Below are 13,542 nucleotides of genomic sequence, written 5' to 3' on the forward strand. Positions count from 1 at the left end.
CCCTTCCCCGCTAATTGGCTCCCTCCTCGTCGCTTTCGACTACGCCGACAAAGGGGAGTTCGCGATGGGCATGGCCTGCATCCATGCCGTAACCGACTACAAAATAGTCGGGACAGGTAAACCCAACGTAATCAGCTTCGATTTCTGCCTTCCGGCCTTCGGGTTTGTCGATCATGACCGCCACCTGCACGCGGCGGGCGCCGCGTGTCGCCATCAATTCGCGCGCAAAACGGACGGTGAGGCCGGAATCGAGGACGTCGTCGATGATGAGGACGTCGCGCCCGGCCACAGGGCAGCCGATGTCGCGCAGGATGCGCACTTCACCGCTCGTCTTCAGGCTGGCGCCATAGGAAGAGAGCGAAATGAACTCGATCTCCATCGTCACGCCGCGACGCGACATGGCGCGGACGAGGTCGGCGCCGAAGACGAAGCCACCTTTCAAGACGACGATGGCGAGAAGCTCTTCCGGCTTCGTCGTGCAGATCGCTTCGGCGAGCTCGTTGATGCGGCGGTCGATCTCTTCGGCGGAAAAGAGCGGGCGGATATGCGCCGTCGTCACTTTCGTCATGAACCGGCAACGGCGGTCTGGATGAAGGGGTCGGCGAAGCGAAGCTCGATCCTCGCGGCATTGGGCGGGGTATCGGTCAGGGTGTAGGCGAAGGACAGCCGCTCGCGCGGTGCGATTTCCGGGGCGGGGGCTTCCATGGCGCGATTTGCCAGTTTCTCGCCTGAGGCGCTGTAGATCTCCATGGAGACCGGTTGCAACGGCTGCGAGCGGTGGTCAAGGCTGACGAGCCGGCCGGTGACGAGAAGGGCGTTTTGTCCCGCCATTTCTGCGCGATAGACGTTGACCGCCTCAAAGGCGACGGGATCGGCGCTCACCTTCAGCCCGGCGAGGCCGTAGAGGCTGGCGAGATCGGGCGCCGCCTTGACGATTGCAGGTCGTGCAAGGACGAAGAGGACGAGGAAGGCGAGCGAGAGGGCGCTGAGAACGGGAAGGGCCACGCCTTTCCATTCGGACTTCTGCACCGGCGTCTCGTCGTCGACGAAGCGCGAACGGCCCGGTGAGGGCTGCGGCTCTTCTTCCCAGATCTTCGCGGTTCCGGCCGACGGCAGCGGGGAGGCCGCGATCGGTTTTACGGCGAAGGCCGGGAAGGCGGCCGGGAAGGCGGGAAGGAGGGCCCGATGCAGGTCGGTGTGCGCCTTCCAAGTCTCGCCGCAATGGCCGCAGACGATAAGCTTCGTTTCGGCATCGAGCGATGCCGTCTGCAGGTGCTCGCGCGCGCCGCAGCCAGGGCATTCCATTTCGAGTTCCCTGGCGGGTCGCTTGTCGCCCGCGTGGCATTCGGGCATGCAGGACTCCGTTTACCATGCCCGACGACTTGTTGCCGAACATCGTTAACGTCGGCTTAACGGGCGGCGAGGCAGATGGGACGACGATGGTGGTGTGCTTCGGCGGCCACAGCCTGGCTTGTGAAAGGACGCATGGAAGAACGATCGGCGCACGGGTATCAGCCCCTGATTCGCTTCGACAATGTCGGGCTGCGCTACGGGCTCGGGCCGGAGATCCTGCGCGACGTGACCTTTGCGATCGAGCCCGGCTCTTTCCAATATGTCACCGGGCCGTCGGGTGCCGGCAAGAGCTCGCTTTTGCGGCTTCTCTTTCTGTCCTTGAAGCCGACGCGCGGGATGGTGGAGATTTTTGGCCAGGACGCGGCGACGGCGAGCCGGACGACCGTGCCGGTGCTGCGGCGGCGGATCGGGATCGTCTTCCAGGATTTCCGGCTTCTGGAACATCTCACCACCTATGAGAACGTCGCTCTGCCCCTGCGCGTGCTCGGACATCCGGATTCGAGCTACCGCCACGACGTTACCGAGCTTCTCGAATGGGTGGGGCTCGGCGACAAGATGTGGGTGCATCCGCCTGTTCTTTCGGGCGGTGAGAAGCAGCGCGCCGCGATTGCCCGCGCCGTCATCACGCGCCCCGAGATCCTTCTCGCCGACGAGCCGACTGGCAACGTCGATCCGCCGCTGGCGCGGCGCCTGTTGCGGCTCTTCATCGAGCTCAACCGGCTCGGAACGTCGATCGTGATCGCCACCCACGATCTCGCGTTGATGGACCAGTACGATGCGCGCCGGCTCATCCTCAATTCAGGCTTGCTGGAAATTCACGATGTCGTCTGAGCCCGGCCGGCAGAAACGCCGCTTGAAGCGGCCACGGCTTTCGCGCCGGCGGGCGCCGCAGGCGGCCGCGCCTGTCGATGATATCGATGCGAGCCTGCGTCGTCCGGGCGTGTCGGTCAGTTCCGGCCCGATCGAGCAGCCGCGCGAAGAAAACCCGATCGTGCCGCCGCGCTCCGTCGCCGGGCGCGCGCTTCTCGTGCTCGTGGCGATCATGAGCTTTCTGTCGTGCCTGTCGGTCGCCTCCGTCTCCGTCGTCTCCGACCGGGCGCGCGGCTGGGAGCGCCAGATCGCCGCCGAAGTCACCATCCAGGTGAGCGTCACCGGCGGTCACGACGTGGCGCAATCGATGGCGCGCGCGGAGGAGATCGCCGAGGCGACGCCGGGCGTCCTCTCGGCCGAGCCGGTCAGCGAAAAGGATTCCAAGGCGCTTCTGGAGCCGTGGCTCGGCAGCGATTTCGATCCGGTCGAACTGCCCGTTCCGCGGCTCATCGCCGTGCGGCTCGGCGGCAACGTCGATCTTTCGAGCCTGGCGCGGCAATTGCGCGACGAAGTGCCGGGGGCGAGCCTCGACGATCACGGCGTCTGGCTCAAACGTCTGGCGCGCATGGCGCAGGCGATCACCTTCGCCGGGCTCGGCATCGTCGCGCTGGTGATGACCGCGACGGCGCTCTGCGTCGTCTTCGCGACGCGCGGCGCCATGGCCGGCAACAAAGATGTGATCGAGGTCCTGCATTTCGTCGGCGCCGAGGATTCCTATGTGGCGGGTGAGTTCCAGCGGCATTTTCTGGTGCTCGGACTGAAAGGGGCCGGTCTCGGCGGTATCGCCGCCATCGCGCTCTTTGCGATTCTGTCGCTGATCGGCGGCGTCGAAGGGCCGACGCCGGAAGAGGCGCAGCTTCGAAGCCTTCTCGGCGGGCTCACGATCGGGCCGCCGGCCTATATCGGCTCCGTGATCACGGTGGTGGCGATCGCCGTGATCATCGCAGCCACCGCACGCTCGACCGTGCGGCGAACGCTGTCACAGATCGGATAGACGTTGCCAATGTGCGCGAAGCAGATCAGGAAGCCCCGATCAAAGTTCGGCAGCAAAGGTCGTTGATGTCCCGCGAGACGCTGGCTGAGAAAGTCGAGGCGAAATCTCCCCGCCCGCGCCCCTCGATCGGGCGGCGGCTGGTGCGCGTCGTCGTCTTTGCGGTGTTCCTGATCGGCCTGTTCTTCGTCGGCGGCTTCCTCATCTTCGCGCAGCAGGTCGCCTCCGCGCGCCCGCCGGCCGCGCCCCAGGCCGACGCGATCGTGGCGCTCACCGGCGGTTCGGCGCGCGTGGAGGGGGGCGTCGAGCTTCTGCGTGCGGGCGCCGGCCAGCGGCTCCTGATTTCAGGCGTCTATGCGGACAACAGCAAGCAATCGATCGCCAATGCCGTGGCGGCGGAAAGCTCCGATCTCTTCCGCTGCTGCGTCGATCTCGGCAAGGCGGCCCGCGACACGCGCGGCAATGCGGAGGAGACGCGCGAATGGGTGCGCCATCACGGCTATCATTCGCTGATCGTCGTCACCAGCGCCTACCACATGCCGCGTTCGATCGCGGAATTGCGGCGCGAAATCCCGGATGTGCGGCTCATTCCCTATCCGGTGCGCCGGCCGGGCCTCGATCTCGGCGACTGGGCGCAGCGCAAGGAGATCTTCGTCATCCTGTTCCGCGAATATCTCAAATATATCGTCGTGAAGTTGCGCTGAGCGGGCGTTGCGGTGAGGTCGGCAACGGCCCCGGGATGGCGGTGCAAATTGTCACAGCAGCTTGGAAGCGATTGATCCGCCACGGCTCTGCGGCGACGTTTGCCGGGGTTCGGGACTGAGGTCATCACTTCCAATGCCGCAGGGGGTGGCATTCGATGAGCGATATCTCTTTGCCTGAGCATTCGAGGCTCGGCCAGTTTCCGATCAGCTTCTTTGCCATCGTGATGGGGCTTTCGGGCCTCACATTGACCTTGCGCGCCTGCGAGCACGCGCTTGCCCTCGATGGGCGGATTTCCTCATGGGCGCTTTATGGGACGGTCGCGGTGTTTGCCGTAATCGCGCTGCAATACGCGCTGAAACTCAGCTTTCATCCGCGTGATGTGGTGGAGGAATGGGCGCATCCGGTGCGCATCGCCTTCTTTCCGACGATCTCGATCTCGCTCCTCTTGATGGCGACGGCCGCCGCGCCGGTCTGGCCGGAGGTCGCAAGGCCGGTATGGATCGTGGGCGCCGCGGCGCAGGCCGTCCTGTCGCTCAGCGTCATCGCCAATTGGATCGGCCACCGCCCGTTCGAGCATGTGCATCTCAATCCGGCCTGGTTCATTCCGGCCGTCGGCAACATCATCGTGCCGTTGGCCGGGGTCGAGTTCGGCTTCGTGGAGGTGAGCTGGCTCTTCTTTTCTGCCGGGCTGATCTTCTGGCTCGTGCTTCTGACCCTGGTCGTCAACCGGCTGATCTTCCACGATCCGCTGCCGGGGCGGCTGGTGCCGACGCTCGTCATCCTGATTGCGCCGCCGGCCGTCGCCTTCATCGCCTATCTCCGGCTGGAGGGCGAGGTCGACGCCTTCGCGCGCATCCTGATCAATGTCGGCTATGTCTTCGCGCTCGTCGTGGTGACGCAGGTGCCGAAGCTCGCGCGACTTCCCTTCGCGCTGTCCTGGTGGGCGCTGTCGTTTCCGGTCGCGGCTCTGGCCGTCGCCTCGCTCCTCTTCGCGGAGACGGCGGGCTCGGTCTTCCATCTGTGGGTCGGATTTCTGCTCGCAGGCCTTCTTTGTGCGATCGTCGCCGTGCTGGCGCTGCGCACGGGCCTGGCGATCCAGGGAAAGGAAATCTGCCGGCCGGAATAAGTGTAGGTGCGATTTCGGGGCGTCGGCGCTTCGGCTGTGGGTTCCACGATATGGCGGCCCGACTTGACGCCCCGACTTGACGTCGAGGCCCGAGCGCGCCACTCCGGTTGCGCCCCGCTTGGGCGAGGCTTCAGAGGCTGGCCATGTACGCGCGCTCCATCCTGTTCAACGTTGTTTTCTATGTGAATTTCGCCGTCCAGGCGATCGTGTTCTCGCCGATGCTGCTGCTGCCGCAGCGCTACGGCATCTGGGTGACGAAGTTCTGGACCGCCTCCTCGCTCTTCTGGCACCGGCTCATCTGCGGCGTGAAGGAAGACGTGCGCGGGCTGGAAAATATTCCGAAGGGTGGCTGCATCATCGCCGCCAAGCATCAATCGACATGGGAGACGATGCGGCTCGTCTATATGCTCGACAAGCCCGCCTATATTCTGAAGCGCGAGCTCATGTGGATCCCGCTTCTCGGCTGGTACATGAAGAAGTACGGCCATATTCCCGTCGACCGGGGGAGCCGCTCCAAGGCACTTTTTTCGATCACCGAACACGCCAAAGACCGCGTCGCCAAAGGTTTTCAGGTCATCATCTTTCCCGAAGGGACAAGGCGGGCGCCGCTTGCGCCGCCGAATTACCGCTACGGGGTCGTGCATCTTTACAAGGAACTTCAGGTTCCCGTGGTGCCTGTGGCGCTCAATGCCGGCCTTTACTGGCCGCGGCGGTCGTTTGCGCATATTCCCGGCACCGTTCGGGTCGAAGTTCTGCCGCCGATCGAGCCTGGCCTTGATTCCGCCACCTTCGCCGCAAAACTTCAGCAATCTATTGAAGATAAAACAAATGAGTTGATGCAAGAAGCACGCGACCGCGATCCGGCGACGCGGCGCATCGTTGTCGAAGAGCATGTCGCAGAGGTGACTTGAACCGACGCGGCAACGAGATGGAAGGTTTTCGTGACCGTTAAGTCATCACTGCCGCATGTGGTGCGGGAGCAGGGTGTTTCCGACCGGTATCTCTATTGGTCGGGGGCTTCGGGTCGACGCTATCTCTTCAGCAGACTCGATTTGGAACATGTCCTCAGCGTGAAAGATGCCGTGGTTCTCTGCGTGAAGGGCGGGGATCTCCGCTGGGTCGGAAGCGACGATGCGCTCGATCCTGCGGATGTTTTGCGATTCGCCGCCGATGGCGTGATCTTCTACGCGCATTTTCTTGCCGGGTCGGGTCGCTCCAGACAATTGGTGAGCGAAGATCTGAGCTCTTCGGAAACCCCTCCGGAAAAACGCCGCGGCGGCGGTTACTGCGTCGCCGCCTGATTGCCGCCGCTTTCGCCCGCCACCGCGGGGCGATGATGTTCCAATTCTTCGGCGAGCCAGAAGAGATGGCGGTCGACGACGCCCATGTCGCGCAGATGCTGGGCCGTGCTGACGACATAGTCGATGTTCGGCCCGGATTGTCCATGCGCGTGACGGACGATTTCGAGCTGGTGGGGCGCATCGAGAACGCCGGCATATTGCTGGTGCGTGCGATCGACGAGATAGACGAGGGCATGGCCGCGCCCATCCGCGAAGACGACCGGCCGGACTGCTTCCTTGTAGACGCGCGTGACCTGTTCGCGGGCGCGAAGATATTCGACGACGGCTTCGCGGTCGTCCGCCTTCACCTTGAAAGCGAGGCCCCGGCAGCTGCCGCCGCGATCGAGGCCGAGCACCAGGCCCGGCCGTTCTTCGGTGCCGCGATGCACGAAGGAATAGACGCAGAGCGAGCGGTGGGCGCCGATGAGACGCGCCGGTTTCGTCTCGACATGCGGAAAGCCCGGGTTCCACATGAGGGACCCGTAGCCGAAAACCCAGAAATCTTCGTCTGAAGGAACTTGCGCCATCGCGGGCTGGAGCTATCAGTTGCGCCGGCCGACCGCAACGGCCGTGAGGGAGAAGCCTGAATGCGACGCATCTTGACGGTCCTGGCGATCATCGCCGTCATCCTGGCGGGTCTCTGGTCGGCGGGGTGGTACGCGCTTGCGACCTATGCCGACCGGCAGGTCGATGCTTTCCTTACCGAGCAGGCGCGGCGCGGCGTCGTCATGTCGTGCCCGGGCCGGCACATCGGCGGCTTTCCCTTCCGCTTGCGGCTCAGCTGCTCGCAGCCGGTGGAATTCACCTCCGCCGGGACCGAGGCGGCGACGCCGGCGCTTGCCGCGACCGTGCGGGCCGAACGCCCGCAGCAGGTCGAAACGGAGCTGGCGAGCCCCTTGACCATCAAGGCGCCCTATCTCGCCGAACCTCTGAAACTCGAATTCGCCGATGCCAAGATGACGACCGGTTTCGGCGGGGATGGCCTCAAGCGCGCCACCGTCGACGTCATGGGCGGACGCACGGTGCAGGGTGCGGTGACGGCCGGCCTCGATCGCGGGCAGGCTTTGGTGAAGCCCACGGAGGCGGAAGACGGCACCTCGGTGCAGGTGGCGCTGCGTGGTCTCACCGTCACCAAGGACGATCTCGCTTTGCCGGCGAGCGATCTGGCGCTCGCCGCCGATGTCGCGGCCGCGCCGGAGGCCGTTCTGAGCGGACTTCCGGGCCTGCGCCAGACCGGCCTCGAAGTGCGGCAGATGCGTGCGGAATTGAAGACCGGGGGTGCGCGGGTGCTGGCATCCGGGCCTTTGCGGATCGGCCCCGACGGGCTCGTCTCCGGCCAGCTCGATGTCACCATCACCGGCATCGAAGCCCTGTCGCGCTCCATCAAGGAGATGCCGGACGGCATCCGCGAGCCGGGTCAGCTGGTGCTGGCGGCCATTTCCGGCATCGGCGTACCGGCTGAGGTGGACGGGCTTCCGGCGCGGCGCCTCACGATCAGCCTCGACCGGGGTGCTGCACGCATCGCCTTCATCAATCTCGGGCGGGTGCCGCCGCTCTTTTGAGGTTACGCCTTTTTCTGGCGGCCGAAATCGGGATCGGCCGTTTCCTGGCCGGCCTCGATGATGCCGCGGCGGATCGCCCGGGTGCGCGTGAAGAGATCGAAGAGCGTGTCGCCGTCGCCCCAGCGGATCGCCCGCTGCAGGGCCGTCAGATCCTCGTTGAAGCGGGCGAGCATCTCCAGAACCGCTTCGCGGTTGGTGAGAAAGATGTCGCGCCACATGGTCGGATCGGAGGCGGCGATGCGGGTGAAATCGCGAAAACCGCCGGCGGCGAATTTCATGACTTCCGATTCCGTCACCGTCTCCAGATCGGCGGCGGTGCCGACGATGTTGTAGGCGATGAGATGCGGCACATGGCTGGTGATGGCGAGGACCATGTCGTGATGGCTGGGCTCCATCGTCTCGACATGCGAGCCGAGCCGTTCCCAGAAGGCTTTGAGCTTCTCAACGGCGTCGGGATTGGTTCCTGAGGGCGGGGTCAGAACGCACCAGCGTCCGTCGAAGAGTTCCGGAAAGCCCGCATCCGGCCCGGAATGCTCGGTGCCGGCAATCGGATGGGCGGGCACGAAATCGATGTGGTCGGGCAGATGCGGCTGCATGGCGGCGACGACCGCGCCTTTGACGGAGCCGACGTCGGAGATGATCGCACCCGGCTCAAGATGCGGGGCAATGGCCTCTGTGATGTCGCCCACCGCGCCGACCGGCACGCACAAAATGACGAGATCGGCGCCTTTGACCGCTTCCGCGGGATCGGTCGTGTAGGTGTCGCCAAGACCGCGGCGCGCCGCCGCGTCGACGGTTTCCTGACGCCGGCTCTGGATGGAGACCTCATCGACGAGGCCCTCCTTGCGCGCCCGCAGGGCGATCGACGAGCCGATGAGACCGATACCGATGAGACAAAGACGTTTGAACATGATGGGAAATGGATCAGGCAAAGAAGCGGGTGAGCACGTCCACCACCTTGCGGTTGGCCGCTTCCGTGCCGATGCTCATGCGCAGTGCGTTGGTTAAGCCATAGCCCGACACCCGGCGCAGAATGCAGCCTTCGGCCCGCAGAGCGTTGTCGGCGGCTTCGGCGTTCCTGTCCGGGGTGTCCGGGAAATGGATGAGAATGAAATTGCCGGCGCTCGGCGTCACCGTCAGGCCGAGCTTTTCAAGCTCTTCGCTCACCCAGGGCAGCCATTTTTCGTTGTGGGCGATCGCCGTCTCGACATGGGCGCGGTCGGCCATCGCCGCCGCACCGGCGGCAAGCGAGGGCGCCGAGACGTTGAAGGGGCCGCGCGTGCGGTTGAGGAGCTCGATGACGGAAGCCGGGCCATAGGCCCAGCCGATCCTGAGGGCGGCGAGCCCGTAGATCTTGGAGAAGGTGCGCGTCATCAGGACGTTCGGTGCTTCGCCCGCGAGCTCGATGCCGCTCTCGTAATCGTTGCGCCGGACGTATTCGGCATAGGCCGCGTCGAGGACGAGAAGGACGTTCGCCGGCAGACCGCGCTGCAGGCGGCGGATTTCCGAGAAGGGGAGATAGGTGCCCGTCGGGTTGCTCGGATTGGCGAGATAGACGAGCCGCGTCTTCTCCGTGACGCAGGCGAGGATCGCATCGACGTCGACGGTGAGGTCTTTTTCCGGCGCCACGACCGGTGTCGCGCCGGCCGACAGGATGGCGATGCGGTAGACGAGAAATCCGTACTGCGGATAGATCGCCTCGTCGCCCGGCGACAGGAACGTCTGGGCGGCGAGCGTCAGGATCTCGTCGGAGCCGTTGCCGCAGATGATGCGATCGGGATTGAGACCATGGGCGGCGGCGATCGCCTCACGCAGCTTGCGGGCCGAGCCGTCGGGATAAAGATGCAGGTCGCCGGCGAGCGAACGAAACGCTTCCACCGCCGCCGGGCTCGGGCCGAGCGGGGTTTCGTTGGAGGAGAGTTTGAACGTCTCCCGGCCGCCGTCCCCGCTATCGCCCGGCACATAGGCGGCGATATCGAGGACCCCTTTGCGGGGCGTGAGAGCCTTGGTGCTCATACCTGGTCTTCTTCCGTCTGTTCTTCCTCCTGGCCGACGAAATGGATCGGTGCGGCGAAGGAGCCGAGCTCCACGGGCTCGGAAAAGGTCGCGCCGCGCTTTTCAGCTTCTTCCTGCAATGCGGCGTAGGAGATCGCGCCCGAAATCTCGACGAGGATCTCGTCGCCCTCGCGCGTGACGATGCGCGCGTTGAAGGCGGACAGCGTTTTTTCGAAGGCGCCCGTCGCGTGCATGCGCCAGAGCCGGATATCGGCCTCCGGCGGCACGGACAGCTTGGGGCCGGCGACATAGGCCTCGGCCTGGACGGGGTGGTTCGGCGCGATGATGAAGGGCAGGCGCGCGAAAATCTGCAGATCCTCGCCGTCGAAATCCCGCCACCAGCGCCCGGGCGAGTGCGGGGACAAAATGGCGATGAGATCGCCGTCGCGGCGCAGGGCCGCCAGGGCGTCGGCATCGCTTGCCGCCGCTTCCGCCGGCACGGAAAAGCCGAACTGAAAACGGACGAGATCCTGCAACGCGGCGGGGTCCGTCGACTGGCCGATCAGGATGCGGAACGGTGCCTGCATCGCGGTGAAGGTGGAGATCACCTCGCGCCAGATGTGCTCGACGGTCGCAAGCGGCAGAATGCCTTCGTGACGCATGACGAGCGCCCGCATCATGTGCGCTTCCCGGTCCGGCCGGAAGGCCGCTCCCGGCGCGCTCGTCCCCTTGATGTGGATGAGTTCGTCGATCACGGCGCTGCGTTCGATCAGAAGGCGATGAACCTCCTCGTCGATGTGGTCGATACGCTGGCGGATCTTGGCAAGCGCGTCGGGTGCCATGGCGCTCATGGGTGTTATCCGGTCTTCTAGGCGGCGGGTTTCTTCGCTTTGCTGCATAGCGAGACGGCCCGCTGGACGCAAAGAAAAGATTGACAGGCGCGAAGCTCGCTTCCTAAGCCGCTCAACCACCGAAGGAACGTCGCAATGGATGCCGGTGTGCCAAATCATGCCACCGCCGCTGCCCGGCAGGTGGATTGCCCTTCAAGCCTCTGCATGGGTTTTGCGGAGACGCTTGCGCTCGACGGCGGCGATGCGCTGCCGAGCTTTCAGATCGCCTATCAGGTCTACGGAACACTCAACGAAGACAAATCGAATGCCATCCTGGTCTGCCATGCGCTGACCGGCGATCAACATGTCGCCAACGAGCATCCGGTGACCGGCAAGGCCGGCTGGTGGTCGCTGATGGTGGGGCCGGGCCGGCCGATCGATACGGACCGCTATTTCGTCATCTGCGCCAATGTGCTCGGCGGCTGCATGGGATCGACGGGACCGGCGTCGTCGAACCCCGCGAGCGGCGAGCCCTATGCCCTCGATCTGCCGGTCATCACGGTGCGCGACATGGTGCGGGCGCAGGCGCGTCTCGTCGACGAGCTCGGCATCGAGAAACTCTTTGCGGTCGTCGGCGGCTCGATGGGCGGCATGCAGGTTCTGCAATGGGCCGTCAGCTATCCCGAGCGCGTCTTCGCCGCGATCCCGATCGCGACCGCGCCGCGCCACACCTCGCAGAATATCGGCTTCAACGAAGTCGGCCGGCAGGCGGTGATGGCCGATCCCGATTGGTGCGGCGGCAAATATCTGATGCTCGGCAAGCGGCCGGCGAAAGGCCTCGCCGTGGCGCGCATGGCGGCGCACATCACCTATCTGTCGGAGAGCGCGCTGCACCACAAATTCGGCCGGCATCTGCAGGACCGCGAGGCGCTGACCTTCGGTTTCGACGCCGATTTCCAGATCGAATCCTATCTGCGCCATCAGGGGATGACGTTCGTGGAGCGCTTCGACGCGAACTCCTATCTCTACCTGACGCGGGCGATGGATTATTTCGATCTGGCCAAGGATTTCCGCGGGCGGCTGGCGGATGCCTTTCGGGGGGCCACGTCGCGCTTTTGCGTGATCTCCTTCAGCAGCGACTGGCTGTTTCCGACGGCCGAGAACCGTTCGATCGTGCATTCGCTCAATGCGTCGGGCGCCAATGTCTCCTTCGTGGAGGTGGAGACGGATCGCGGCCACGACGCCTTCCTGCTCGACGAACCGGAGCTGTTTCGCACCGTCTCGGGCTTTCTGCGCGGTGCGGCACGTGTCAGGGGGCTGGCGGAATGAGCGAGATGCAATTGGCGACGATGGCGGCCGATCCGGACCGCGTCGATCTGCGTGTCATCGCCGGCTTCGTCAGTCCGGGGTCGCGCGTGCTCGATGTCGGCTGCGGCGACGGGGCGCTTCTGAAGCTCCTCGCCCAGGAAAAGGGCGTCGACGGGCGCGGCATCGAATTGTCGCAAAGGGGCGTGAACCAGGCGGTGGCCGAGGGTCTTTCCGTCATCCAGGGCGATGCGGACCGCGATCTCGAAACCTATCCGGACGGTGCCTTCGATTTTGCCATTCTGAGCCAGACGCTGCAGGCGACGCGCAATCCGCGCACGGTCGTGGAGAATCTTCTGCGTATCGGCCGGCGGGCGATCGTGTCGTTCCCGAACTTCGGCAATTGGCGCATCCGCAGCCAGTTCATGGTCTGGGGGCGCATGCCGATCACCTCCAACCTGCCCTATAGCTGGTACGACACGCCGAACATCCATTTCTGCACGATCAAGGACTTTTTGACCCTGACGGGCGAGATCGATGCCACGATCGAGGATGCGGTCTGCCTCTATGGGGAAGGCAAGCGGATGACGCAGACGGCTCCCTGGACGATCTGGAACCTCTTCGGCGAGCAGGCCGTGTTCGTTCTGAGCCGCGGTTAGATCCTTCGCGAGGACCGGCCTCAGGTCGCGTCGATCATGCCGACGCCCGGCTGAAGCGCCGGCTTCAGCGCCGGACGGAACGCCCGTTTCGCCTTCACTGTCGTCGCCGGCATCACCACCTTTTGCGCATAGACGCAGGTGACGCCGGAAAACGCCGGCCAGAGATTGCGGCCGAGCTTTTCGATGGCGGGCGACAGGCTGAGGAGCGAGCGGCTTTGCGTCGGCCACATATGGAGCGCGGTCGTCCAGGCGGTGACGTTGAAGCCCGTCTCCTGCAGGAGAGACTTCAGCTGGCTGCGCGAATAGGGGCGGCCATAGCCGAAGGGTGAGGTCTCGACGCGCGCCCAGGCCCCCTGGCGATTGGGAACGACGATGAAGACGCGGCCGTTGTTGGTGAGAACGCGGCGCAGCTCCGCCATCAATTCCGGCGGTTGCGACGAGGTTTCGAGCGCATGGACGAGAATCGCAAGATCGATGGCGGCATCGGGCAGAGGCAGACAGGTCTCCTCCACGAGAGCCGTCGCAGAGCGGCTGGCGCAGGGCCATTCCATGACACCCTGCGGCGCCGGCATGAAGGCGAAGACGCGTTCGGCCCGGCCGAGCTGCGGGCCGAGATAGGGGGTGGCGAAGCCAAGGCCGAGGACGCGATCGCTCGGTCCGACATTGATCAGCCGGTGCATGCTGTCGCGCACATGCCGCGTCACCATTCTGCCGAGAAGGCTTGCGTAGAATTCGCGCAGATCGACGACGTCAAGATGCATCACGTGAACCTGCCAGACCTTCCTCCGTCAGCGCCGTGGCACTGG

Annotated in this window: 16 protein-coding genes; 9 read left to right on the forward strand and 7 right to left on the reverse strand. The window is 64.9% G+C overall.

What is annotated here, in order from left to right; genetic code table 11:
* Positions 1-10: 10 nt before the first annotated feature.
* Both hpt and EO094_RS02250 read right to left on the reverse strand, forming a co-directional pair.
* Positions 11-568, reverse strand: coding sequence for a hypoxanthine phosphoribosyltransferase (gene hpt, locus EO094_RS02245; protein WP_128290713.1), 558 nt, complete (start codon positions 566-568; stop codon positions 11-13).
* A complete protein-coding gene (locus EO094_RS02250) occupies positions 565-1,353 on the reverse strand; it encodes a zinc ribbon domain-containing protein (RefSeq protein WP_128290714.1) in 789 nt (262 codons plus the stop codon). The genes hpt and EO094_RS02250 overlap by 4 nt, the downstream gene beginning before the upstream one ends.
* A 165-nt stretch (positions 1,354-1,518) precedes the next feature.
* On the opposite strand from EO094_RS02250, the gene ftsE reads away from it, so the two are divergent.
* The 6 genes from ftsE to EO094_RS02280 all read left to right on the forward strand — a co-directional run bounded on the left by ftsE (position 1,519) and on the right by EO094_RS02280 (position 6,346).
* Complete coding sequence (ftsE, locus tag EO094_RS02255; RefSeq protein WP_128291770.1) at positions 1,519-2,184, forward strand: cell division ATP-binding protein FtsE; 666 nt, start codon at positions 1,519-1,521, stop codon at positions 2,182-2,184.
* Positions 2,174-3,217 (forward strand): cell division protein FtsX, encoded by a 1,044-nt coding sequence (locus EO094_RS02260; RefSeq protein WP_128290715.1) that lies wholly within the window; start codon positions 2,174-2,176, stop codon positions 3,215-3,217. Before ftsE ends, EO094_RS02260 begins: the two co-directional genes overlap by 11 nt.
* Before the next feature lie 65 nt (positions 3,218-3,282).
* A complete protein-coding gene (locus EO094_RS02265; RefSeq protein WP_128290716.1) occupies positions 3,283-3,918 on the forward strand; it encodes a YdcF family protein in 636 nt (211 codons plus the stop codon).
* Between the two features lie 155 nt (positions 3,919-4,073).
* Entirely contained in the window at positions 4,074-5,045 is a 972-nt protein-coding gene (locus EO094_RS02270; RefSeq protein ID WP_128290717.1) for an SLAC1 anion channel family protein, read from the forward strand.
* Positions 5,046-5,188: 143 nt separating this feature from the next.
* Positions 5,189-5,956, forward strand: coding sequence for a lysophospholipid acyltransferase family protein (locus EO094_RS02275; RefSeq protein ID WP_246008338.1), 768 nt, complete (start codon positions 5,189-5,191; stop codon positions 5,954-5,956).
* 30 nt (positions 5,957-5,986) lie between these two features.
* On the forward strand, positions 5,987-6,346 hold the full coding sequence (locus tag EO094_RS02280; RefSeq protein WP_128290718.1) for a hypothetical protein: 360 nt from the start codon (positions 5,987-5,989) through the stop codon (positions 6,344-6,346).
* On the opposite strand, the gene EO094_RS02285 is transcribed toward EO094_RS02280, so the two are convergent.
* Positions 6,328-6,912 (reverse strand): gamma-glutamylcyclotransferase, encoded by a 585-nt coding sequence (locus EO094_RS02285; protein ID WP_128290719.1) that lies wholly within the window; start codon positions 6,910-6,912, stop codon positions 6,328-6,330. The genes EO094_RS02280 and EO094_RS02285 overlap by 19 nt on opposite strands.
* A gap of 60 nt (positions 6,913-6,972) precedes the next feature.
* Between EO094_RS02285 and EO094_RS02290 the strand changes: the two genes are divergently transcribed.
* A complete protein-coding gene (locus tag EO094_RS02290) occupies positions 6,973-7,947 on the forward strand; it encodes a DUF2125 domain-containing protein (RefSeq protein ID WP_128290720.1) in 975 nt (324 codons plus the stop codon).
* Between the two features lie 2 nt (positions 7,948-7,949).
* On the opposite strand, the gene EO094_RS02295 is transcribed toward EO094_RS02290, so the two are convergent.
* Genes EO094_RS02295 through EO094_RS02305 form a run of 3 tightly spaced genes read right to left on the reverse strand, consistent with a single transcriptional unit; the run spans position 7,950 to position 10,793 of the window.
* Positions 7,950-8,858 (reverse strand): prephenate/arogenate dehydrogenase family protein, encoded by a 909-nt coding sequence (locus EO094_RS02295; RefSeq protein ID WP_128290721.1) that lies wholly within the window; start codon positions 8,856-8,858, stop codon positions 7,950-7,952.
* Between the two features lie 13 nt (positions 8,859-8,871).
* Positions 8,872-9,963, reverse strand: a complete 1,092-nt coding sequence (hisC, locus tag EO094_RS02300) for a histidinol-phosphate transaminase (RefSeq protein WP_128290722.1) — start codon at positions 9,961-9,963, stop codon at positions 8,872-8,874.
* The gene (locus EO094_RS02305) at positions 9,960-10,793 is read right to left on the reverse strand and encodes a chorismate mutase (protein ID WP_164879525.1); all 834 of its coding nucleotides are present in this window, start codon (positions 10,791-10,793) and stop codon (positions 9,960-9,962) included. Before EO094_RS02305 ends, hisC begins: the two co-directional genes overlap by 4 nt.
* A 135-nt stretch (positions 10,794-10,928) precedes the next feature.
* Here EO094_RS02305 and metX point away from each other — a divergent pair, with 135 nt between their 5' ends.
* Both metX and metW read left to right on the forward strand, forming a co-directional pair.
* Positions 10,929-12,101: a homoserine O-acetyltransferase MetX gene (gene metX, locus EO094_RS02310; protein WP_128290724.1), complete on the forward strand. Its 1,173-nt coding sequence runs from the start codon at positions 10,929-10,931 to the stop codon at positions 12,099-12,101.
* Positions 12,098-12,736 carry a methionine biosynthesis protein MetW gene (gene metW, locus EO094_RS02315; protein WP_370642436.1) on the forward strand — a complete coding sequence of 213 codons (639 nt, stop codon included), beginning with the start codon at positions 12,098-12,100 and terminating at the stop codon, positions 12,734-12,736. Before metX ends, metW begins: the two co-directional genes overlap by 4 nt.
* A 20-nt stretch (positions 12,737-12,756) precedes the next feature.
* Here the strand turns inward: metW and EO094_RS02320 are convergent, their stop codons facing one another.
* The gene (locus EO094_RS02320; protein ID WP_234630395.1) at positions 12,757-13,497 is read right to left on the reverse strand and encodes a class I SAM-dependent methyltransferase; all 741 of its coding nucleotides are present in this window, start codon (positions 13,495-13,497) and stop codon (positions 12,757-12,759) included.
* Between the last annotated feature and the right edge of the window lie 45 nt (positions 13,498-13,542).

It is taken from the genome of Afifella aestuarii, from assembly GCF_004023665.1.
GTDB classification, from domain to species: domain Bacteria; phylum Pseudomonadota; class Alphaproteobacteria; order Rhizobiales; family Afifellaceae; genus Afifella; species Afifella aestuarii.